This is a genomic window from Tamlana sp. I1 (assembly GCF_015355625.1).
GTDB lineage: Bacteria > Bacteroidota > Bacteroidia > Flavobacteriales > Flavobacteriaceae > Pseudotamlana.
Genome location: NZ_JACLAF010000017.1, coordinates 16,474 through 37,746 on the forward strand (window position 1 = coordinate 16,474; position 21,273 = coordinate 37,746).

Here is a 21,273-nt window from a genome sequence, read left to right on the forward strand (position 1 = left end):
GGTTGCGTTAAAAATATTATTTATTTTGAAATTTTGTTAAATACTAATTTATTTAACAGAGAAATAGGTTGAATATTGCCTATTTGAAAAAGTATTTAATCGCAGAAATAAAAGCAATAAAAGCAATAAACGCAATAAGCATCCAGTAACTACCAGCATAGAAACGCTTGTGAAGTTTTAAATCTTTTCTGTAGGTATAAGCGATAATAATGGAAAAGACGATAAAAAATAAAACTCCGAAAATGATTTGACCTTTACTGAACATATGGTTATTTTTATGCAAATTTAAGGAATTAGAAACCATTTTCTTCTTAAATCAAACCACTAATTATTACTTATGAAAGATAAAATTGAAGCTGTAAAGGCTTTTCATACAGCATTTAAAATAGGGCATTTAGAATCTCCTAAAGCCAATTTGGGTACAGCTAAAAATACACTTCGTTTTAATTTAATGAAGGAAGAAAATGAAGAATATTTAGAAGCCGCCAATAATAACGATTTGGTTGAAGTTGCCGATGCTCTTGGCGATATGCTTTATATTTTATGCGGAACCATTATAGAGCATGGTATGCAATATAAAATTGAAGAAGTTTTTGAAGAAATTCAACGCAGTAATATGAGTAAGTTAGGTGAGGGTGGTCAGCCTATTTATCGAGAAGATGGTAAAGTACTTAAAGGGCCTAACTATTTTAAACCTGATATTAAATCTATATTAGATAAATAGATTATTTTTAAATATTGAATTATCTCAAAATTGAGCAAAAAAAATGGTCTGTAAAACAGACCATTTTTAATTTATTTAACCTCAAAACGCCATCCAAAAGGATCTTCGGCTTTATTGGTTTGAATATCTGTAATGCGTTTTTTTAAGAAACTCGCATAGGTTTCATCTAGTTTTGGTATTTCGTAATCTTTATCTTTATAACCAAATCCAGAGATTGGCGAAATTACTGCAGCGGTACCAGCACCAAACATTTCTTTTAACGAACCATTTTTAGCAGCTTCTACAACTTCGCTAACCGTAATTTTTCTAACTTCAACAGGAATATTTTCCGATTTTGCTAACTCAATAATACTCTTACGGGTAATACCGTCAAGAATTCTATCACTTGTAGGGCCTGTAATTAAAGTATCGTTAATACGAACAAAAATATTCATCGCACCAGCTTCCTCAATATATTCATGCGTGTTATCATCCGTCCAAATAACTTGTTGGTAACCTTTTTCAATAGCTAACTGAGTTGGGTAAAACTGTCCAGCATAGTTTCCTCCAGCTTTTGCAAATCCTACACCACCGTTAGCAGAACGCGAATATTTTTCTTCAATTAAAACTTTTATATCGCCAGAGAAATAAGCCCCCGAAGGTGCTGTGCTAATAATAAATTTATATTCGTCGGCAGGCGAGGCGTGAAAACCGTTTCCTGAAGCAAAAATAAATGGTCTTATGTATAGCGAACTTCCTACTTTTTTAGGAATCCAATCTTTATCCACTTCTAAAAGCGCTTTTAAACCATCCATAAAATAATTTTCAGGAAGTTCAGGAATCGCCAATCGTTTAGATGAAATATTTAAACGTTTAAAATTTTCTAAAGGGCGAAATAACCAGACTTTATCATTGGCATCTTTATAGGCTTTCATACCTTCAAAAACGGATTGCCCGTAATGAAAAATTTTAGCTGATGGATCTAAAGTTATGCCTTGGTAAGGAATGACTTTAGGTGCTTGCCATGCGCCATCTTTATAGTTACATTCCAGCATATGATCTGAAAAAACATGCCCGAATTTTAAATTATCAAAATCTACATCTGTAATTTTAGTAGTTTTTGCTTTTATAATCTCGATATCGTTGATTATAGCACTCATAGTCTCGTAGTTTTATAAAACAAATTTAAACAAAATCGGCTTTAAAAAGTGCTATATTTACAACAAATCGTGGTTTCTTTTATTTTTTTTGAAGCGAATTGATTTTAAGTCACTTTTTACTAGATGTTTTTATTTTGAAACGAGAAATTATTATTACTTCTGATGGTTCTTCAACCATTCATATTCCAGAATGGGACGAGCAATACCATTCTAAACACGGCGCGATACAAGAGGCTTATCATGTTTTTATTAAAAATGGTTTTCAGTATTTTAATGAATTGGATTCATCAACTACCAACCAGAACATTTCAATTTTAGAAATTGGTTTCGGCACGGGTTTAAATGCTTTTATCACCTTTATTGAAGCCAAAAAGTTAAATAGAAAAATAGATTATTTTGGGGTTGAAGCCTATCCTGTTTCTTTTGATGAAGTTGAAAAACTTAATTATTCAAAAACATTGGAATCGGGACAGTATGATGATGTTTTTAGTAAAATGCATAACCTATCTTGGGAAGAAAAACATGAAATCACCAAAGACTTTTCATTAACTAAACAAAAGAAATTTTTTGATGAGATTGAAGCCATTAATCAGTTTAACATCATTTACTTTGACGCTTTTGGTGCTCGAGTTCAACCCGAATTATGGACAGAACTAATTTTCTTAATCATGTATAAAGCCTTGAAAACAGGTGGAGTATTAGTCACGTATGCCGCAAAAGGCAGTGTGCGACGCGCCATGCAAGCCGTTGGTTTTACCGTTGAAAGATTGCCTGGACCTCCAGGAAAACGAGAAATGCTACGAGCTACGAAGGCAATTAACAATTAACAATTAACAATTAACAATGAGCAATGAACAATGAAAAATTAAGCGTTAAAAGTTATAACGTTATGTGGTTAGAAAGTTATGAAGTAGAAATAAGCTTATTAAAAAAAATAAATTCTATTTATATTTTTCCTAACACCCAACACTGTTAAACCTAATATAAAACCTTAGTTGCAGGCTTGCGCATTTTGTAACTTTATAAAAAAAAATGCGGGTATTAATTACGGGGGCAACGGGTTTGATTGGTAAAGACATTGTAAAACTTTGTCACAGAAATAATATTCAGGTTAATTATTTAACCACACGAAAATCTCAGATTTCGCAAACCGAAAATTACCAAGGTTTTTATTGGAATCCTAAAACTTTAGAGATTGATACCAGATGTTTTAACGGTGTCGATGCCATTATTCATTTGGCGGGCGCATCAATATCTAATCGCTGGACGCCTAGTTATAAAAAAGAAATTTTAGCTAGCCGAACAGCTTCAACCGCATTATTAGTCAATAATTTAAAAGGCGAAACGCATACCATAAAACATGTGATTTCGGCAAGTTCTATTGGGATTTACCCCAGTTCTGAAACTAAATATTACGATGAAAATTTTAAAACTTCAAAAACCTCTTTTTTAAGTAAAGTAACTTGTGCTTGGGAACATGAAGTCGATGCTTTTAAGCAATTAAACATCATGGTTTCTAAAATTAGAATTGGTTTGGTTTTATCGGATAAAGGCGGTGTACTTACCGAAATGATAAAACCAACTAAATATGGTGTTGGTACCGTTTTTGGTTGTGGAAAACAATGGCAATCATGGATTCATCATTCCGATTTAAGTCAGATGATTTTTTATGTTTTACAGCACAAATTAAGTGGTGTTTACAATGCCGTAGCACCAAACCCTGTAACCAATAAAGAGTTTGTTAAGTCGATTAATAGAGTGCTGGATAAGTCGCTTTTTGTAGTTAAACTTCCCAAAATTTTAATGCGAATGGTTTTAGGTGAGATGCATACCATTCTATTTGAAAGCCAGCGTGTAAGTTCCAAAAAAATAGAAGATAAAGGTTTCTATTTTGAATACCACCATTTGGAACCTGCACTTATAGATTTATTGTAAAAAAAACCACCTTATTTACATAAAGTGGTTTTCAAAAAAAGTGTGTTTTAATTAAGATTTTGTAGCCTTAATAAATACTTTCAATTCAATATCATCGTTAATAAATTTATCGCCTAAATCGCCAAAAACAGACTTCGATTTATATTTTATATCCCATTGTGTTCTATCGATGGTAAATTTTTCACTCGTTACGAAAACATCATTTGTGTCAAATTTTACAGTCACCGGAAAAGTAATATTACGCGATATCTCTTTTATAATTAAGTTTCCAGAAAGCATTGTTTTACCTTCAGCTTCTGTTAATCCTGTAATTTCAAAAGTTGAAGTTTTATGATTTTCAGCATCAAAAAAATCATCATTTTTTAAATGCGCTAAAAGTTTTCCATTTCCTTCATCATCAACAGGAATGTCGTTAATAACAATGGTATTCATATCTATAGTAAACTTACCGCCAACAATTTCACCGTTAGTAACATTTAATTCACCATCTTTCAATTTAATGGTTCCGTAATGCGACCCCGTTGGTTTAAAACCTTCCCAATTCAAGTTAGATTCTGTTGTGTTTGCAGTATAAGTTACAGCATTTGTTGTGTTTTCAACTGCAGCAGGAGCTTCAGCGTTAGTAGTTTCTGCTTCTTTGGCTTTGTCTTTACAAGCTGTAAAAGCGATGCTTATTAGTGCTAAAAATAATAGTGATTTTAGGTGCTTTTTCATTTAAAAATGTTTTTAGGTTTTAAGTAACGAAATTAGCAAATCGAAATTGGAAAAAAAATAAAAATTAATTTCGTGACATTATGACATTTTTACAATATTGGCAGTACTTTTGCCAACTAATTTTAGAATTGCAAAATTTGAATTTACCATGAGTAAAAATGATAAAACCAACGAGATAGAAAACGAGCAAGTAGACGGTGTGCAAAACGAAACTGTTGAAGTTGAAAATCAAGAAGTTGAAGAAATAGCGAACGAGGAAACTGCAGAAGAAAAACTTGAAGCCGAGTTAAAGCAAGAGAAAGATAAATTTCTGCGTTTATTTGCTGAATTTGAAAATTATAAAAGAAGAACATCTAAGGAACGTATTGAGCTTTTCGCTACTGCCAGCGAAGGTGTAATGAAAACATTACTGCCAGTTCTTGACGATTTTGAACGCGCTTTAAGTCATATTGAAGACGATAAAGAAGCTGAAGAATTACGTAAAGGCGTGTTGTTAATTTATCAGAAATTAATAAACACTTTAGAGCAAAAAGGTTTAAAAGCGATGGAGGTGAAGCAAGGCGATGTTTTTAACGCCGATAATCATGAAGCTATTACGCAAATTCCAGCACCAAGCGACGATTTAAAAGGAAAAATTATTGATGTTGTGGAAAAAGGATACGTTTTAGGAGAAAAAGTAATTCGTTTCCCAAAAGTAGTTATTGGGCAATAATATAAGATATGGCAAAAAGAGATTTTTACGAAATATTAGGAATTAATAAGGGAGCTAGTGCTGCTGAAATTAAGAAAGCTTATAGAAAAAAAGCAATCGAATTTCATCCAGATAAAAACCCTGACGATAAAGAAGCAGAAGCTAAATTTAAGGAAGCAGCTGAAGCCTACGAAGTTTTAAGCGACGAAAATAAAAAAGCACGTTACGACCAATATGGTCACCAAGCCTTTGAAAACGGCGGCGGTGGTTTTGGCGGCGGTGGCATGAATATGGACGACATATTCAGTCAGTTTGGTGATATTTTCGGAGGCGGCGGCTTCGGTGGTGGTTTTGGAGGCGGCGGTTTTGGCGGTGGTCAACGTCGTGTTAAAGGAAGCAATCTGCGTATTCGCGTCAAGCTAACTTTAGAAGAAATTGCTAATGGCGTAGAGAAAAAAATTAAAGTAAAACGTAAAGTTCAAGCGCCAGGAACAACTTATAAAACATGTCCAACTTGTAATGGTAGCGGACAAGTAACACGTATTGCAAATACCATTTTAGGTAGAATGCAAACGGCTGCACCTTGTAACGATTGTGGTGGCGCAGGACAAACAATTGATAAAAAACCTAAAGATGCCGATGCTCAAGGCTTAAAAGTTGCCGAAGAAACCGTTTCGATTAAAATACCAGCAGGTGTGGTAGATGGTATGCAACTTAAAGTTTCAGGAAAAGGTAATGAAGCGCCAGGAAATGGTATTTCGGGTGATTTAATTGTGGTTATTGAAGAAGAACAACATGATAAATTACAACGTGAAGGCGATAATTTACATTACGATTTGTATGTAAGTTTCCCTGAAGCTGTTCTAGGAACTTCGAAAGAAATTGATACCGTTACAGGAAAAGTGCGTATTAAAGTAGAAGCTGGCGTGCAATCTGGTAAAATTTTACGCTTACGCGGAAAAGGAATTCCAAGCATAAACGGTTACGGAAAAGGAGATCTTTTAGTTCATGTTAATGTTTGGACGCCAAAAACATTGAATAAACAACAAAAAGACTTTTTTGAAGCCATGCAAGATGATGAGCATTTTGAGCCAAAACCTGAAAGTTCAGACAAATCTTTCTTTGAAAAAGTGAAAGATATGTTTTCATAATAAAATAGCATCAAAATTAAGAAATCCGCTTTAAAGGCGGATTTTTTTTGCTTATTTCGGGAAGATCTGTTAATGTTTTGCCGAAAGTACTGAAAAAAAAACTATATTTGGAAATCACTAATTTTTTAGTGATAATTTTTCTTTTTCATAGCAATTTTTTTTCCCATCCTTAATTCTGTTGAGGGTGGGTTTTGTTTTTTAGTACTTTTCTAGTAAATATGCCTACTCGTCTGCCATATAAATTAACGAAAAGCCTACGTAGCTTTCATACATTTAATATATTTACCATTCAAAATAACAGCTATGAGTAATTTATTGGAGGTTGCTAATGTTTCTAAAAAATTTGGAAACTTTACAGCCTTAAACAATGCTTCGCTTTCGGTTCCCGAAGGCAGTATTTTTGGTTTATTAGGGCCAAATGGAGCAGGAAAAACAACCTTAATACGTATTGTAAATCAAATCACCATGCCAGATTCGGGCACAGTTCATTTGGGAGGCGAATTACTTAACGAAAACCATATTCGCGATATTGGCTATTTACCAGAAGAACGCGGTTTGTATAAATCTATGAAAGTTGGCGAGCAGGCATTATACCTAGCGCAGTTAAAAGGTTTAAGTAAAGCAGAGGCAAAAAAACGCCTGAAATATTGGTTTGAACGCTTAGAAATTGGCGATTGGTGGAACAAGAAAATTCAAGAGCTTTCCAAAGGTATGGCTCAAAAAATTCAGTTTGTGGTTACCGTTTTACACGAGCCAAAACTGCTTATTTTCGACGAACCATTTTCTGGTTTCGATCCTATAAACGCGAATTTGATAAAAGATGAAATTTTGCGTTTACGCGATAATGGCGCAACCGTTATTTTTTCAACACACCGCATGGAATCTGTAGAAGAATTATGCGATGATATTGCATTAATTCATAAATCGAACAAAATTCTAGATGGTAAATTAGTCGATATTAAGCGTCAATATAAAATAAACACTTTTGAAGTTGGTTTAAGAACTGCAAATAATGAAGCTTTAAGGTTAGAATTAAATGAGAAATTTAATGTTTCTGATGCTAATTTTAAAACTTTAGAAGATGAGCTAAAAGTGAATATTAAGTTGAATCCAGATCAAAAACCAAACGATTTATTGAATTATTTAACAACGAAAGGCGAAATTTCTCATTTTGTTGAACTCATTCCTAGTGTTAACGATATTTTTATTCAAACAGTAAAGAATAACTAACTTTTATGAACCATTTACCGCTTATTATAAAACGCGAATATTTAACCAAGGTTAAAAACAAATCGTTTATCATCATGACTTTTTTAAGTCCGATAATTTTTATGGCACTTATTGGTTTTGTGGCGTATTTATCGCAGTTAAATAATGATAAAGTTCGCGTTATTTCTGTTTTAGACGAATCAAAACTCGTTCAAAATGTATTTAAAAATTCCGAGCATGTTACCTATAATATTCTAGAAGGCATGTCGGTTAACGATGCTAAAGATTTAGTTCTTGAAACCGAAGGCACGGGTTTATTACATATTAATCAGCTCGAAAATGATGCTATTGATGCGCAGCATATTACCTTTTATTCTGAAGATGCACCTTCTATCAGTTTAATTTCAGATATAGAAAATCAGTTAGAAAAGCGTCTAACCGATATCAACCTTCAGAAAAATGGGGTAGATGTTGAAATGATAAACAATTCAAAAGTAAGAGTTAATATTTCACAAGAAAGTTTTGAAGGTGAAAAAACTTCAAAAGTCGATAGTGTTGTTAAATTAATTTTTGGTGGAGCAGCAGGTTATTTATTGTTCATGTTTATTATTATTTATGGTAATATGATTATGCGCAGTGTGATTGAAGAAAAAACGAGCCGGATTATTGAGGTTATTATTTCATCTGTAAAACCCATACAACTCATGTTGGGGAAAATTATAGGAACCTCGTTAGCGGGCATCACACAATTTGTTATTTGGCTGATTTTGGGCGGTGTTTTAATGTCAATAACAACACTAGTTTTGGGTATAGAAATGCAAACGCCACAGCAACAAATGGCCGAAGAAGCCATGAATAACCCAGAAGTGAATCTTCAAATTCAAAACATTGCAAACGCGTTTTATCACTTACCATTAACCAATTTAATTATTGCTTTTGTAATGTTTTTTGTTGGCGGTTATTTGTTATACAGTTCGTTATATGCTGCTATTGGTGCAGCTGTTGATAATGAGACCGATACGCAACAATTTATGATGCCCATTATAATGCCTTTAGTTTTAGCCGTTTATATTGGTATCTTTACAGTTATTGAAGATCCTCATGGTATGGTGTCGACAGTATTTTCATTTATACCATTAACATCGCCAGTGGTTATGCTAATGCGTATTCCTTTTGGAGTACCCATTTGGGAACAAATTTTGTCGTTCCTTATCTTAATAGGAACGTTTATGGGAACCGTTTGGTTTGCTGCCAAAATTTACCGTGTTGGTATTTTAATGTATGGTAAAAAACCAACGTACAAAGAATTATTAAAATGGATTAAGTATTAATTAAAATGCAACAAAATACAGCCGAAAAAATAGAAGAAGGCGTCGACCAAGTAAGTGATGCTATTACCGAAAGTGGTGTTTGGGAACAAATTGTTAAGTTTTTAGAATTTAAACTCATCGATTTCTCTTATGTTGCCGATGGAAATACCCATGAAATTGTACTTAAAGTAAAGTACGTTTTGCTGGTGGTTCTCGTTTTAATGGTAACCACTACCATTTTACGTTGGACTAAAAATGTAGTCACAAAAAAAATGCCTCTTGATGATAAAGCTAAGTTTACCACGGTATTTTCATTTGCTCGTTGGTTAATCTATATCATTGTTGTTCTAGTTGTTTTCGATTCCATAGGAATTAATGTAACCGGAATTTTCGCAGCCTCTGCCGCTTTATTAATTGGAATTGGTTTGGCGCTGCAAACCTTATTTCAAGATATTATTTCCGGAATATTTATTCTTGTAGATCAAACCGTGCATGTGGGCGATATTATTGAAATAGAAGGTAAAGTAGGTCGCGTTGAAGAAATAAAATTACGAACTACAAGAGCAGTAACCATCGATAATAAAGTATTGGTTATTCCCAACCATTTATATTTAGAAAATATGCTATATAATTGGACTCAAAACGGCACTACAACAAGAGAGTCCGTTAGTGTTGGTGTGGCTTATGGAAGCGACGTACAGTTGGTTAAAAAGCTTTTACTTCAGGCAGCGAGTTCTAATCCGTCGGTTCTTATTTCTCCAGAACCTTCGGTGGTTTTCATGGATTTTGGAGATAGTTCTTTGAATTTTAAAGTCGTTTTCACAATAAATGATAGTTTTAAAGCGCAGTTTCCAAAAAGTGATATCCGATTTGAAATAGATCGTTTATTTAGAGAAAACAATATTAGTATTCCGTTTCCTCAAAGAGACATACATATCATTAAAAATCCACAATAATTTTAAGTTAACTAGAATTAAATCAAATATAAAATTATGCCCAAAATATTAGTTGTAGAAGATGAAGCAGCGATAAGACGCGTGTTGGTTAAAATTCTTTCTGAAGAAAATGATACTTACCAAGTTGAAGAAGCTGTTGATGGTTTAGACGGAATAGAAAAAATTAAGAATACCGATTTCGATTTGATTCTATGCGATATTAAAATGCCAAAAATGGATGGCGTTGAAGTTTTAGAAGCCACGAAAAAGATAAAACCCGAAGTGCCTATGGTTATGATTTCTGGTCATGGCGATTTGGATACTGCTGTAAATACGATGCGTTTGGGGGCTTTCGATTATATTTCGAAACCACCAGATTTAAACCGTTTGTTAAATACGGTTAGAAATGCATTGGACAGAAAAGAGTTGGTTGTAGCTAATAAAATCTTAAAGAAAAAAGTTAGTAAAAAATATGAAATGGTTGGCGAAAGTGCCGCTATTACTCAAATTCAAGAGATTATAGATAAAGTTGCGCCTACCGATGCCCGTGTTTTAATTACAGGAGCAAATGGTACAGGAAAAGAACTGGTAGCCCATTGGCTACATGAAAAAAGCGCCCGTTCTAAAGCATCTTTAATTGAGGTGAATTGTGCTGCAATTCCTTCTGAACTTATTGAAAGTGAATTGTTTGGTCATGTTAAAGGTGCTTTTACAAGTGCTAATAAAGACCGTGCAGGAAAATTTGAAGCAGCCAACGGTGGCACCATTTTTCTTGACGAAATAGGGGACATGAGTTTATCTGCTCAAGCCAAGGTACTTCGCGCTTTACAGGAAAATAAAATTCAGCGTGTTGGTAGCGATCGCGATATAAAAGTGGATGTACGTGTAATTGCAGCCACGAATAAGAACTTAAAAAAGGAAATTGAAGCAGGACGTTTCCGTGAGGATTTATATCACAGATTGGCCGTAATTTTAATTGAAGTTCCTTCGTTAAATGACAGACGTGCCGATATTCCTTTATTAGTCAGTCATTTTTCAGAAAAAATAGCAAATGAAAACGGTACTGCTAAAAAACAGTTTTCAGATAGCGCTATAAAACTGCTTCAAGAATACGATTGGACAGGAAATATTAGAGAACTTCGTAATGTTATCGAACGCTTAATAATACTAGGTGGTAAGGAAGTAAGCGAACAAGATGTGAAATTGTTTGCTAGTAAATAAGCGAATTCTTTTTAGAATTCTTATTTATAAAAATCATATAAAACAAAAAAGCTGTGTAGAAATAAATGATTTACACAGCTTTTTTTGTTCTTCAAAATAAAATATTAGCTTGTTTCACAGCGATTTAACGCTTCTAAATAATCTTTAGTTAAAGCTTTCATTTGGTTTATATAATGCGATTTAATTTCAGAAATACTTTTGGTTTGTATGTCAATTGGCGTGTCTTCAAAACTAATTGGTGTGAAGTTTGCCGTATTGTAAACTTTTAAAGTTTCGTTGTAAGATTTAATGTTTTCTAAAATTCTCGTTTTATAAGATTCAACAATTTGTTGTTTTTCAAGCTCTAATTCGCGCTCTTTTTGCTCTGCTAATTTGTTTTTAATTTGCTCTGCTTTAAGTTTTAAAGCTTGTTGTTGTTGTTCTAATTGTAATTGCGCTGCTTGTAAATCTGATAATTCTGAATTGGCAGTTTGCGCAGCTACATAATTTTCATCTGCCTGATTATCTTGATATTGGTTAAAAGCACATTTGTCAATTTCAATAACACTTTCTTTGCTTAAATCTCTTCCGCGTTTAACAAAAAATCGGCCATCTTCAAAAGTTTCAGCATTGTCAACTTTCACCAATAATTCCAGGGTTTTGTTAGTTAATTCTTTAGCCTTTTTGCAATTGCATAAATTTAAGGCTTCCTTGGCGAGTTTTAAGGATTCAACAGAGCGGTTAGCATAATATTTTAAGTGACTAACATTGTTAGACTCGTAGGAGTCTTTAACATGAGAATACGCATTTACAAGATAAGAATTAGCGTTGTCACACTCGCTTTGTGCACTAACAACCAAAGAGGTCATTAGAAAAAATAATAGGTAAATTTTTTTCATAGTCATAGGGGTTAACATAAATAGGTTCGACTAATGTATTAAAAATAACGATAAAGTGCAACATGTGGTGAGTTGAAATCATAGATTTACTATATTTATACTATTAATGTAAGAATAGAAAACCTTAAACATATAAAGATGCATACAGATCCGTACAAAGTCACCTCAAACATTTCATTAAAAAACTCGGTAACTAAAGTAGTTATTGATGATGCCGAGAAGGAACTAAAGTCCATTAGTAAAAAATTAGGCAAGCTGCAAGACACCCTTTATGCGCATGGAAAGTATGCGGTTTTAATTTGTTTACAAGGCATGGATACCGCCGGAAAAGACAGCTTAATTCGTGAAGTGTTTAAAGAATTTAATGCTAGAGGTGTCGTAGTTCATAGTTTTAAAGTGCCAACCGAGCTGGAGCTAAAACACGACTTTTTATGGCGCCATTATATAGCGCTTCCTGCTCGTGGTAAATTTGGTGTTTTTAATCGTACGCATTACGAAAATGTTTTGGTAACTCGTGTACATCCCGAATATGTTTTGGGTGAAAATATCCCAACGGTTAATAGTGTTAGCGATATCGATGATGCCTTTTGGGATAAACGTTTTGAGCAAATTAATAATTTTGAAAAAAGCCTTGCACAAAGCGGAACCATCATTTTTAAATTCTTTTTAAACCTATCTAAATCCGAGCAAAAAAACAGATTGTTACGTCGATTAAACAAGCCTTCGAAAAACTGGAAATTTTCTCCTGGCGATTTAAAAGAGCGTGAATTATGGGATAAATACCAATTTTGTTATGAAGATGCCATAAACAGAACATCGAAACCTCATGCGCCTTGGTATAATATTCCTGCCGATGATAAAGCTTCTGCGCGCTATTTGGTTGCCAAAACGGTTTACGATACCCTTAAAAAGTTTGATGATATTAAAGAGCCAGAGCTTGATGATGCTATTAAATCGCATTTAGAAGCCTATAAAAAGCAACTTAACGACGAATAAATTATATGAAGCATTTACTAGTGGTTTTTGTTTTTATGGTAGTTTTCAATGTAAACGCACAGGATATGACTGAAGCACAATTGCCTTTTTACGAAATTCCTGAGGCTCCAGAATCCTATACAGCTGGAACGGTTGCAGCGCGAATGGTTGATGGTTTAGGATTTCGATATTTTTGGGCTTCGGAAGGCTTAACAGATAAAGATTTAAGTATGAAAGCCAGTGAATCTGGTCGAACCAGTGCCGAAACTATTGAACATATTTACGGATTATCAAAATTTATTAGAAACCAGATTGTAGTAGATAACAAAGATTTGAATAAGGAAGAATTAAGTTTTGAAGCCAAACGCAAACAGACCTTATTAAATTTAAAAATGGTTTCTGATGTTTTAAGAAACACTGAAAAACCTTTTAATTTAGAAAATACCGATGTGCCTTTTTGGAACATTGTTAATGGACCAATTGCCGATGCTTTATGGCATTGCGGACAAATAGTGATGTTAAGACGTGCTTCAGGAAATCCTTTTAATTCGAAAGTGAATGTTTTTTCAGGAAAACTGAAGGTGTAGCGTTTAGAAACGCTTTCAAAAATAAAAATCCTCTTAATGGCATGATACCAGAAAGAGGATTTTTTAATTTATAATGCGGTTATTATTTTGCAGTAGCCGCTTTCTTTTTAGGAGTAAAATCTACTTCAATTTGATTTCTTAAGATATCTTCAAAAGTTTCGCGCTCTCTAATAACGTGGGCTTTGTTGTTATACCATAAAATTTCAGCAGGTCTAAATCTTGAGTTATAGTTGCTCGCCATAGAGAAACAGTAAGCTCCTGCGTTTTTAAAGCATAAAATATCACCTTCATTTATTTCATTAATACGTCGGTTATTACCAAAAGTATCGGTTTCACAAATATATCCTACAACGGTGTAAAAACGCTCACGTCCATTAGGGTTAGAAATGTTTACAATATCATGGTGCGACCCGTAAAACATTGGGCGAATTAAATGATTAAAACCAGAATCTACCTGAGCAAAAACTGTAGAAGTTGTTTGTTTAACCGCATTTACTTTGGTTAAAAAACTTCCAGATTCGCTTACCAAGAATTTTCCTGGTTCGAATGCTAAGGTTAAATCTTTGCCGTATTCTTTACAGAACTCATTGAATTTAGCCGATAATTTTTCACCTAATTCTTCAATATTCGTTTCAATATCGCCTGCTTTGTAAGGAACTTTAAAACCTGAACCAAAATCGATAAAATCTAAATTTTTAAATTGTTTTGCAGTTTCAAATAAAATTTCACTCGCATAAAGAAATACTTCAATATCTAAAATATCACTACCTGTATGCATGTGAATACCGTTAATAGTCATTTTAGTATTTTCAACAATACGTAAAATATGAGGTATTTGATGAATTGAAATTCCAAATTTAGAATCGATATGTCCTACCGAAATATTCGCGTTTCCACCAGCCATAACGTGCGGGTTAATACGAATACAAACCGGAACTTTAGGATGTTTAGTTCCAAATTGTTCTAAAATAGAAAGGTTATCAATATTAATTTTAACCCCAAGTTTAGCAGCTTCTTCAATTTCAGCTAAAGACACACCATTTGGTGTAAAAATAATTTGTTCTGGCGCAAAACCAGCAGCTAATCCAAGCTGAACTTCTTGAATAGAAACCGTATCTATACCCGAACCTAAAGATTTAAAAAGCTTTAAAATTGATATATTAGACAATGCTTTAACTGCATAGTTAAGTTTTAATTTTTTTACATTTTTAAATGCGTTTGTTAGTCTGTGGTACTGAAATTCAATTTTTTCAGCATCATAAACATAAACTGGACTCCCAAAATCCTGTGCAATTTTAAGCAATTGATTTTCTAACATAGGTTTATAATTTTTGGCAAAGATATTTCTTTGTTGAATATAAAAAAGGAATAACTGAAAAATTATACAAAATAAACAAAGTGTTAATTATTTAACAACAATATCTTGAAAACTTATTAAAGTTTTCATTATTAAATATTAGTGTAAGTAAAGCCTATTATTTACATTTGCTTTTTTCTTAATCAATTAGCAAATTATGAATTTACACGAATATCAAGGTAAAGAGATATTAAGTAGTTTTGGAGTACGTATCCAACGCGGTTTAGTTGCACAGAATGCTCAAGAGGCAGTAGCTGCTGCGAAGCAATTAACTAGTGAAACAGGAACAAGCTGGCACGTAATAAAAGCACAGGTTCACGCAGGTGGCCGTGGTAAAGGTGGAGGCGTTAAACTAGCCAAAAACCTTAAAGAAGTTGAAGAGATTGCTGGACAAATTATAGGAATGGATTTGGTAACACCACAAACTTCTGCCGCAGGAAAACGTGTGCACCAAGTTTTAGTTGCTGAAGATGTTTATTACCCAGGAGAATCTGAAACAAGCGAATTTTACATGTCTGTATTATTAAACAGAGGTACAGGACGTAATATGATTATGTATTCTACTGAAGGTGGAATGGATATTGAAACGGTTGCTGAAGAAACACCACATTTAATTTTTACTGAAGAAGTTGATCCTGCTGTAGGTTTATTACCTTTTCAAGCAAGACGCGTTGCGTTTAACTTAGGATTATCTGGTGTTGCTTTTAAAGAAATGACGAAATTCGTTACAGCTTTATACACCGCTTATGTGGCTTCTGATTCTTCTTTATTTGAAATCAACCCAGTTTTAAAAACAAGTGATAACTTAATCATGGCTGTTGATGCAAAAGTAACTATTGATGATAACGCTTTATACAGACATAAAAAATACGTTGATTTACGTGATGTACGTGAAGAAAGCGCTATTGAAGTTGAAGCTGGAGAGCTAGGTTTAAACTATGTAGACCTTGACGGAAACGTTGGTTGTATGGTTAACGGTGCTGGTTTAGCTATGGCAACAATGGATTTAATTAAACAAGCAGGTGGAGAGCCAGCTAACTTCTTAGATGTTGGTGGGACTGCAGATGCAGCTCGTGTTGAAGCGGCTTTTAAAATTATTTTAAAAGATCCAGCTGTAAAAGCAATTTTAATTAACATTTTTGGTGGTATTGTTCGTTGCGATCGTGTAGCGCAAGGAGTTATTGATGCTTACAAAAACATGGGTAACATTACTGTGCCAATTATTGTACGTTTACAAGGAACCAATGCAGACATCGCTAAAGAATTAATTGATAATTCAGGGTTAGCCGTTTTAAGTGCTACTGAATTCCAAGAAGCTGCAGATAAAGTACAAGAAGTACTTGCTAAGTAATTAAACTTACTTTGTGTTGTTTTAATTGAAAAATAACACTTTAGCCTATAAAAAAACCTCCAAAAGTTTAACTTTTGGAGGTTTTTATTTTTTTTAATGCGTTTAAAGAATAGTATTGGGTTAAAAATTACCTTTAAATCCTAATCTCAGTTTTTTAATAATATCTTCCATGTATAAAATGGACCATACAATATTATCGGTGTCTGCATAGGCAATAAAATCTGAAATAATCTCATCACTCGCCTTAATATGTTCGCGCTCTTCAGTTTTATATTTACTTAATAGTTTTAAGTTTGAAGCGCTCGCACGAATACCAAAATCATCTAACTTTTGGTCAGATTTTGTTGTTATTGCCATAAAAGGCATGGTTTTAATTAATTCTGAAAACCTGTCGGCATATAAATCAACAAGCTCTCCTTTACCTAAATCTTCTAAATCGTTAATGGTATGAAATTTTTCAATTCTATCCGATTTAGAGAAGAATGTTTGATCGGCCACTTGACCGTAAGTTGAAATGCAACTAAAAAATAAAGCTACTGCTATTAGGGTATTTATTTTATTCATTTTAATTTTTACTCGTTTATGTTATTTAATGTAATACTCTTTTTGTTTTTTATTTCTGTAGATTTTAATGCAAATGAAGGGGTTGTCGTATTTAAAGGATCTCTAAATAGACTTTCAGGCGATTTAAACTCGGCAGTGAAGATGTTGGTAGAAAATATACTATTTGTGTTTGAAATATTAAGTTTGTTAGCTTGTATGCCTAGATTACTAATATTAAAAAGGTTGTTTTTAAACTTTAGTTTATGGGTTACTTCATCAATATTTAAATAGGTTTTATCCAGTTCAACAACGTGTGCATATCCTGAAATTGTAGAGGATTCAATAGAAATTCGCGCTAGTTTTTTTGCTGAAATAGCAGCTTTTATAAACGGAATATTTTCTTCGGAAGCTAAATTAATTAGTGTGGCATTTTTTACTTCTATATAAGATAAATTATTGTTTGAAGCATAGCTTACTTCCGAAGTATAACCATCTACTTCAATAGCATAAGAGCCACTAATGTCAGAAATATAAGGATGCCTTACAGATAAAATATCAGTTAAGCTTCCTTTAAAACCATTAGTCACATCAAAATCATCATCTTTAGATTTGAAGGATACCAAATTTTTAAATGCGCCTTCACCTCCAAACCATTCAAATGAATCGTCGGCAGAGTAACTTACCATTACATTTTCAATAATGGTTTTAGAACCTATTCCGCATAGTGTTAAACCATTTAATTCTTTAGATTCATTTATTTTATGTCCGGGAAATTCAATACGAACATATTTTAAAATAGCAGTTTCTTCATCGGCTATATCGCCTCCATAAAGCGAATATTGCGGAGAAAAATTGCCTTCAACTACGGCAACTCCAGCAGGGGAATTTAGCTTTCCGTTTCCTAAGATTACAATACCACCCCAATCGCCACTTTTTCTTGATTTTGAGGGTTTGTTTGATGTAAATATTATCGGATTGTATTGGTCGCCTTCAGCAATTAGTTTTGCATTTTTAGAAACAATTAAACTGGCAGGGTTCTTAGAATCGCAACGAATTACGGTTCCAGGAGCGATTGTTAATGTGGCACTTCCTATCACATAAACATTCCCAGTCATGAAATATGTTTTGTTGTTTGTAAGCACTAGATCTTCAGTAATAATTGAAGAGATTTGTATTTCAGCTTCTCTATAGCGTTCTAAATTAGGTTGAAAGTTTGTCCAACCACGCGTCCATTCTGTATTGTTTTCTTGTCCGTTTACCTTAGTAATTCCTAATATGGTAAATAAGGTTAAGATTAACACGATGTAATTTTTTTTCATAGTAAAATAATTTGGGGTTTGTTATTGCTAGTATTATATCTAGTAATGAATAGCAAAGTTATAACTCAAGATTACGAATTGCGAAAATTGTAAATTACCTTTAGGTTAATGGAATATTAACCTATTGTCAACCAAACTGGTTGTTTAAACTGGCTTTTAGAAAGCCTATTATAAATAAAAAAGGTTGTCTAAAAAGTAACTTTTAGACAACCTTTTAAAGTTGTGATTTTAATATTTGGTGTTTATTTTTTTGGAGGAACTGGTTTGTTCACTTTTGTTTTTTTAGGTTGTTCACCTTTTTTGGGCATAGGCCCACGTAAGTGAATCACAAGACCGTTTAAAAAATTTCTTAGAATTTGGTCGCCACATTCCATGTACTTAGGATGGTCTTCTTTTCTGAAAAAAGCACCCAGTTCACTTTTAGAAATCCTAAAATCAACCAATTCTAGAATTTTCACAATTTCATCGTCACGAAGTTGTAATGCCACGCGTAATTTTTTTAGAATATCATTATTTGTCATAATTGTAATTTTTTGGCTTTTTTTATGCTGTTTTTCATCCTTTTAAGAAGAATACATAGGTGTTTTTAGCGTTTTTTAAGTTTTGTAAAGATACCTTAATTATTGATTTTTAGGAATTGTAATAATATCTAAAGTAAAATATGTTTAATTAATTGTTTTTCAAGTGTTTATAGTTGTTTTGTTTAGCTTCAACTTTTTGTTTTTGAAAGATGAAATGCATTTTAATTAGTTGAATTAAAATGATTTATTGATAAACACATTAAAATCAACGATTAACAGCGTGCGGTTTTTCGATAAGCGACATTAAATGTACGATTAATATTTGGGGGTTCTGCTTAACTTTATAAAGTAACCAGATAATCCCTCAAGAAATGATTAATAGAGTAGAAAAATTAAGTCTTTTATCTGAAATGATTGCTTTTGCAAAATATGATAAAGACATCAGGAAAATAGAGTATAACTTTCTCTTAGGTGTAGCAAAGCAGTTGGGGATTTCTCGTGAAGATTTTGATTATTTATTAGAAAACCCTATTTCTTACACCCATTTAAAATCGCATAGCGAGCGTATTGTGCAATTTCACAGATTGGTTTTGTTGATGAATATTGAGCAAGAGTTTGGTGGTAATAACAATTCTAAAAGTGTTATAAAGTTGTATAATTTCGGTTTAAGAATGGGGTTAAGCCATGAGTCTATAACCAAAGTACTGTATTTAATGGATAGCTTTCCTAATAAAATTGTACCTCCAGATGTGCTTATAGATATATTTAAAACACATTATAATTAAATTATTGTTAGCTTTAATTGCTAATTATAGTGAGGTTTTGGTATTGCATATTTTATGATAGATTCAAGTTTTACGTCTTATTCTCAAACGAAGCGCTTATTTAAGATTGTTTAAACCAATTCCAAAGCAATTTCAACCATATCTTTAAAGGTGGTTTCGCGTTCTTTACTTGTGGTTCGTTCGCCTGTAACTAAGGAATCTGAAATGGTTAAAATGGCCAATGCTTTAACGTGATGTTTTGCGGCTACGGTATATAAGCCAGCGGTTTCCATTTCAACGCAGAGCATTCCGAATTTCGACCATTTTTTATAGGTTTCAAAATCGTCGGCATAAAATTCATCCGAACTAAAAACATTACCCGCTTTTACAGGGATATTTTTTTCTTTTGCTGCGTCCAATGCTTTTTGAAACAATTCAAAATTAGCCGTAGGGGCATAGTCGGCACCGTTAAATCGGATTTTATTCAATCCAGAATTTGATGAAGCTGCCATGGCAAATACAATGTCTCGAATTTTAATGTCTTTTTGATAGGAGCCAGCGCTTCCTACACGAATTAGATTTTTTACACCATAATCGGTAATCAATTCATGGGCGTAAATGGATATAGAAGGAATGCCCATGCCTGTACCCATTACCGAAACGCGTTTTCCGTTGTAAGTGCCTGTGTAGCCAAACATATTTCTAACTTTATTGAAACATACAGGGTTTTCTAGGAAATTTTCGGCAATCCATTTGGCACGCAATGGGTCGCCAGGGAGTAAAATGGTTTCAGCGATGTCTCCTTTTTTGGCTTCAATATGAACACTCATACATGATGATTTAATAATTAGAATTCGATTTTGTTCCGCTAACAATAGCAATACCAGAGGAGGTACCTAGTCGTTTTACGCCCATGTTGATATAGTGTAAAGCAGTTTCAGCATCTTTAATACCTCCTGAAGCTTTTATTTTAGTACCGTTTTTGCAAACACTTTTCATAAGTTTTATGTCGTTTGAGTTTGCACCTCGCGTTCCAAATCCAGTAGATGTTTTAATAAAATCGGCGCCAGCTTCAATAGCTAATGTACTGGCTTTAATGATTTCAGAATCGTCTAAATAGCAGGTTTCTAAAATCACTTTTAAAATATTGTTAGGCATGACGCTTTTTACAGCTTCGATATCATTTTTAACAGCATCATAATCTTGGCTTTTTAGTAAACCGATATTCATAACCATGTCAATTTCAACTGTGCCATTTTTTAAGGCTTCCTTAGCTTCTGAAACTTTCGATTCAGTACTCATGGCACCTAAGGGGAACCCGATTACACAACATACCTTTACCTGAGATCCAGCTAAGGTTTGTTTTGCTAAAGAGACATAGCAACTGTTTACACAAACGGAATAAAAATGATGTGTTTTGGCTTCTTCACAAAGTTGAATGATGTCGTTTTTTGTGGCAGTTGCCTTTAAAAGCGTGTGGTCGATGTAATGGCTAAATGGATTCATGTGTTAAACCTTTTTTTGATAACAGATTAGATATTAAATATTATTCCCGTTCTAAATAATGTTGTTCATTTTTTCCATTGATGAAAAAACGAACCAAAAAAATCTAGGCTTACGAATCTTTATCTAAATTTTTTGTTCGACACCTAAATTTCAGGAACTCGCTATGAAAAATATAGGTTCAATCAAAAAAAACGTTTAGCTCAAACAGCCTGAAATTTCACGGTGTTTTCACTTCAAATTTCACGATAAATTTTCGATAGGCCATAAAACCTCTTTCCATAAAGTAATTTCATATTCAAATATACAGTTTAGCATCTATTTAATGATAGACTCTAATTTATGAAAAAAGTTTCGGATACTTTGGGTTGTAAAATGACTAAATTTAGAAGCTGTTCTTTTAAAGGTATTAACAATTTTCTATTTTCACTAGGTTAGGGTAGTGA

23 protein-coding genes are annotated in these 21,273 nt (G+C 33.2%); 13 read left to right on the forward strand and 10 right to left on the reverse strand.

From position 1 onward, the window contains the following. Positions 1-79: 79 nt before the first annotated feature. Complete coding sequence (locus tag H6X70_RS14920; protein ID WP_194768497.1) at positions 80-265, reverse strand: hypothetical protein; 186 nt, start codon at positions 263-265, stop codon at positions 80-82. Between the two features lie 72 nt (positions 266-337). Here H6X70_RS14920 and H6X70_RS14925 point away from each other — a divergent pair, with 72 nt between their 5' ends. Then, on the forward strand, positions 338-724 hold the full coding sequence (locus H6X70_RS14925) for a nucleoside triphosphate pyrophosphohydrolase family protein (RefSeq protein WP_194768498.1): 387 nt from the start codon (positions 338-340) through the stop codon (positions 722-724). Positions 725-795: 71 nt separating this feature from the next. Here H6X70_RS14925 and H6X70_RS14930 read toward each other — a convergent pair whose 3' ends face one another. After that, positions 796-1,863: a branched-chain amino acid aminotransferase gene (locus H6X70_RS14930; protein WP_194768499.1), complete on the reverse strand. Its 1,068-nt coding sequence runs from the start codon at positions 1,861-1,863 to the stop codon at positions 796-798. Between the two features lie 134 nt (positions 1,864-1,997). On the opposite strand from H6X70_RS14930, the gene mnmD reads away from it, so the two are divergent. Beyond that, a complete protein-coding gene (gene mnmD, locus H6X70_RS14935; RefSeq protein ID WP_194768500.1) occupies positions 1,998-2,690 on the forward strand; it encodes a tRNA (5-methylaminomethyl-2-thiouridine)(34)-methyltransferase MnmD in 693 nt (230 codons plus the stop codon). A 205-nt stretch (positions 2,691-2,895) separates the two neighbouring features. Beyond that, the gene (locus tag H6X70_RS14940) at positions 2,896-3,798 is read left to right on the forward strand and encodes a TIGR01777 family oxidoreductase (protein WP_194768501.1); all 903 of its coding nucleotides are present in this window, start codon (positions 2,896-2,898) and stop codon (positions 3,796-3,798) included. Between the two features lie 51 nt (positions 3,799-3,849). Here H6X70_RS14940 and H6X70_RS14945 read toward each other — a convergent pair whose 3' ends face one another. Continuing rightward, positions 3,850-4,512 (reverse strand): YceI family protein, encoded by a 663-nt coding sequence (locus H6X70_RS14945; RefSeq protein WP_194768502.1) that lies wholly within the window; start codon positions 4,510-4,512, stop codon positions 3,850-3,852. Positions 4,513-4,660: 148 nt separating this feature from the next. Here H6X70_RS14945 and H6X70_RS14950 point away from each other — a divergent pair, with 148 nt between their 5' ends. The 6 genes from H6X70_RS14950 to H6X70_RS14975 all read left to right on the forward strand — a co-directional run bounded on the left by H6X70_RS14950 (position 4,661) and on the right by H6X70_RS14975 (position 11,029). Then, positions 4,661-5,224 (forward strand): nucleotide exchange factor GrpE, encoded by a 564-nt coding sequence (locus tag H6X70_RS14950; protein WP_194768503.1) that lies wholly within the window; start codon positions 4,661-4,663, stop codon positions 5,222-5,224. Between the two features lie 8 nt (positions 5,225-5,232). Then, positions 5,233-6,354: a molecular chaperone DnaJ gene (gene dnaJ / locus H6X70_RS14955; RefSeq protein WP_194768504.1), complete on the forward strand. Its 1,122-nt coding sequence runs from the start codon at positions 5,233-5,235 to the stop codon at positions 6,352-6,354. Positions 6,355-6,657: 303 nt separating this feature from the next. Then, entirely contained in the window at positions 6,658-7,584 is a 927-nt protein-coding gene (locus H6X70_RS14960; RefSeq protein ID WP_194768505.1) for an ABC transporter ATP-binding protein, read from the forward strand. A gap of 5 nt (positions 7,585-7,589) precedes the next feature. Next, the gene (locus H6X70_RS14965) at positions 7,590-8,894 is read left to right on the forward strand and encodes an ABC transporter permease (RefSeq protein ID WP_194768506.1); all 1,305 of its coding nucleotides are present in this window, start codon (positions 7,590-7,592) and stop codon (positions 8,892-8,894) included. A 5-nt stretch (positions 8,895-8,899) separates the two neighbouring features. Continuing rightward, entirely contained in the window at positions 8,900-9,829 is a 930-nt protein-coding gene (locus H6X70_RS14970) for a mechanosensitive ion channel family protein (protein WP_194768507.1), read from the forward strand. 36 nt (positions 9,830-9,865) lie between these two features. Continuing rightward, a complete protein-coding gene (locus H6X70_RS14975; RefSeq protein WP_194768508.1) occupies positions 9,866-11,029 on the forward strand; it encodes a sigma-54-dependent transcriptional regulator in 1,164 nt (387 codons plus the stop codon). 104 nt (positions 11,030-11,133) lie between these two features. On the opposite strand, the gene H6X70_RS14980 is transcribed toward H6X70_RS14975, so the two are convergent. Next, positions 11,134-11,907 (reverse strand): hypothetical protein, encoded by a 774-nt coding sequence (locus H6X70_RS14980; protein ID WP_194768509.1) that lies wholly within the window; start codon positions 11,905-11,907, stop codon positions 11,134-11,136. Between the two features lie 138 nt (positions 11,908-12,045). On the opposite strand from H6X70_RS14980, the gene H6X70_RS14985 reads away from it, so the two are divergent. Further along, the gene (locus H6X70_RS14985) at positions 12,046-12,903 is read left to right on the forward strand and encodes a PPK2 family polyphosphate kinase (RefSeq protein WP_194768510.1); all 858 of its coding nucleotides are present in this window, start codon (positions 12,046-12,048) and stop codon (positions 12,901-12,903) included. Positions 12,904-12,908: 5 nt separating this feature from the next. Further along, on the forward strand, positions 12,909-13,469 hold the full coding sequence (locus H6X70_RS14990; RefSeq protein WP_194768511.1) for a hypothetical protein: 561 nt from the start codon (positions 12,909-12,911) through the stop codon (positions 13,467-13,469). A gap of 82 nt (positions 13,470-13,551) precedes the next feature. On the opposite strand, the gene lysA is transcribed toward H6X70_RS14990, so the two are convergent. Continuing rightward, positions 13,552-14,787 carry a diaminopimelate decarboxylase gene (gene lysA / locus H6X70_RS14995; protein ID WP_194768512.1) on the reverse strand — a complete coding sequence of 412 codons (1,236 nt, stop codon included), beginning with the start codon at positions 14,785-14,787 and terminating at the stop codon, positions 13,552-13,554. A 196-nt stretch (positions 14,788-14,983) separates the two neighbouring features. On the opposite strand from lysA, the gene sucC reads away from it, so the two are divergent. Further along, entirely contained in the window at positions 14,984-16,177 is a 1,194-nt protein-coding gene (gene sucC, locus H6X70_RS15000) for an ADP-forming succinate--CoA ligase subunit beta (RefSeq protein WP_194768513.1), read from the forward strand. A 120-nt stretch (positions 16,178-16,297) separates the two neighbouring features. On the opposite strand, the gene H6X70_RS15005 is transcribed toward sucC, so the two are convergent. The 3 genes from H6X70_RS15005 to H6X70_RS15015 form a co-directional block, all read right to left on the reverse strand. After that, the gene (locus H6X70_RS15005) at positions 16,298-16,741 is read right to left on the reverse strand and encodes a hypothetical protein (protein ID WP_194768514.1); all 444 of its coding nucleotides are present in this window, start codon (positions 16,739-16,741) and stop codon (positions 16,298-16,300) included. Positions 16,742-16,749: 8 nt separating this feature from the next. Further along, positions 16,750-18,039, reverse strand: coding sequence for a hypothetical protein (locus H6X70_RS15010; protein ID WP_194768515.1), 1,290 nt, complete (start codon positions 18,037-18,039; stop codon positions 16,750-16,752). 242 nt (positions 18,040-18,281) lie between these two features. Then, complete coding sequence (locus H6X70_RS15015; RefSeq protein ID WP_194768516.1) at positions 18,282-18,560, reverse strand: DUF1456 family protein; 279 nt, start codon at positions 18,558-18,560, stop codon at positions 18,282-18,284. Positions 18,561-18,931: 371 nt separating this feature from the next. Between H6X70_RS15015 and H6X70_RS15020 the strand changes: the two genes are divergently transcribed. Then, a complete protein-coding gene (locus H6X70_RS15020; protein WP_194768517.1) occupies positions 18,932-19,345 on the forward strand; it encodes a TerB family tellurite resistance protein in 414 nt (137 codons plus the stop codon). Between the two features lie 110 nt (positions 19,346-19,455). Here the strand turns inward: H6X70_RS15020 and deoD are convergent, their stop codons facing one another. Continuing rightward, a complete protein-coding gene (gene deoD / locus H6X70_RS15025; protein WP_194768518.1) occupies positions 19,456-20,154 on the reverse strand; it encodes a purine-nucleoside phosphorylase in 699 nt (232 codons plus the stop codon). A 10-nt stretch (positions 20,155-20,164) separates the two neighbouring features. Beyond that, positions 20,165-20,830 carry a deoxyribose-phosphate aldolase gene (gene deoC / locus H6X70_RS15030; protein WP_194768519.1) on the reverse strand — a complete coding sequence of 222 codons (666 nt, stop codon included), beginning with the start codon at positions 20,828-20,830 and terminating at the stop codon, positions 20,165-20,167. Positions 20,831-21,273: the final 443 nt, after the last annotated feature.

Excerpts from the sequence above, each read along its gene's own strand:
- H6X70_RS14920 (WP_194768497.1), bottom strand. The coding sequence starts at position 265 with ATGTTCAGTAAAGGTCAAATCATTTTCGGAGTTTTATTTTTTATCGTC.
- H6X70_RS14925 (WP_194768498.1), top strand. The coding sequence starts at position 338 with ATGAAAGATAAAATTGAAGCTGTAAAGGCTTTTCATACAGCATTTAAA.
- H6X70_RS14930 (WP_194768499.1), bottom strand. The coding sequence starts at position 1,863 with ATGAGTGCTATAATCAACGATATCGAGATTATAAAAGCAAAAACTACT.
- H6X70_RS14940 (WP_194768501.1), top strand. The coding sequence starts at position 2,896 with ATGCGGGTATTAATTACGGGGGCAACGGGTTTGATTGGTAAAGACATT.
- H6X70_RS14945 (WP_194768502.1), bottom strand. The coding sequence starts at position 4,512 with ATGAAAAAGCACCTAAAATCACTATTATTTTTAGCACTAATAAGCATC.
- H6X70_RS14950 (WP_194768503.1), top strand. The coding sequence starts at position 4,661 with ATGAGTAAAAATGATAAAACCAACGAGATAGAAAACGAGCAAGTAGAC.
- dnaJ (WP_194768504.1), top strand. The coding sequence starts at position 5,233 with ATGGCAAAAAGAGATTTTTACGAAATATTAGGAATTAATAAGGGAGCT.
- H6X70_RS14960 (WP_194768505.1), top strand. The coding sequence starts at position 6,658 with ATGAGTAATTTATTGGAGGTTGCTAATGTTTCTAAAAAATTTGGAAAC.
- H6X70_RS14965 (WP_194768506.1), top strand. The coding sequence starts at position 7,590 with ATGAACCATTTACCGCTTATTATAAAACGCGAATATTTAACCAAGGTT.
- H6X70_RS14970 (WP_194768507.1), top strand. The coding sequence starts at position 8,900 with ATGCAACAAAATACAGCCGAAAAAATAGAAGAAGGCGTCGACCAAGTA.
- H6X70_RS14975 (WP_194768508.1), top strand. The coding sequence starts at position 9,866 with ATGCCCAAAATATTAGTTGTAGAAGATGAAGCAGCGATAAGACGCGTG.
- H6X70_RS14980 (WP_194768509.1), bottom strand. The coding sequence starts at position 11,907 with ATGAAAAAAATTTACCTATTATTTTTTCTAATGACCTCTTTGGTTGTT.
- H6X70_RS14985 (WP_194768510.1), top strand. The coding sequence starts at position 12,046 with ATGCATACAGATCCGTACAAAGTCACCTCAAACATTTCATTAAAAAAC.
- H6X70_RS14990 (WP_194768511.1), top strand. The coding sequence starts at position 12,909 with ATGAAGCATTTACTAGTGGTTTTTGTTTTTATGGTAGTTTTCAATGTA.
- lysA (WP_194768512.1), bottom strand. The coding sequence starts at position 14,787 with ATGTTAGAAAATCAATTGCTTAAAATTGCACAGGATTTTGGGAGTCCA.
- sucC (WP_194768513.1), top strand. The coding sequence starts at position 14,984 with ATGAATTTACACGAATATCAAGGTAAAGAGATATTAAGTAGTTTTGGA.
- H6X70_RS15005 (WP_194768514.1), bottom strand. The coding sequence starts at position 16,741 with ATGAATAAAATAAATACCCTAATAGCAGTAGCTTTATTTTTTAGTTGC.
- H6X70_RS15010 (WP_194768515.1), bottom strand. The coding sequence starts at position 18,039 with ATGAAAAAAAATTACATCGTGTTAATCTTAACCTTATTTACCATATTA.
- H6X70_RS15015 (WP_194768516.1), bottom strand. The coding sequence starts at position 18,560 with ATGACAAATAATGATATTCTAAAAAAATTACGCGTGGCATTACAACTT.
- H6X70_RS15020 (WP_194768517.1), top strand. The coding sequence starts at position 18,932 with ATGATTAATAGAGTAGAAAAATTAAGTCTTTTATCTGAAATGATTGCT.
- deoD (WP_194768518.1), bottom strand. The coding sequence starts at position 20,154 with ATGAGTGTTCATATTGAAGCCAAAAAAGGAGACATCGCTGAAACCATT.
- deoC (WP_194768519.1), bottom strand. The coding sequence starts at position 20,830 with ATGAATCCATTTAGCCATTACATCGACCACACGCTTTTAAAGGCAACT.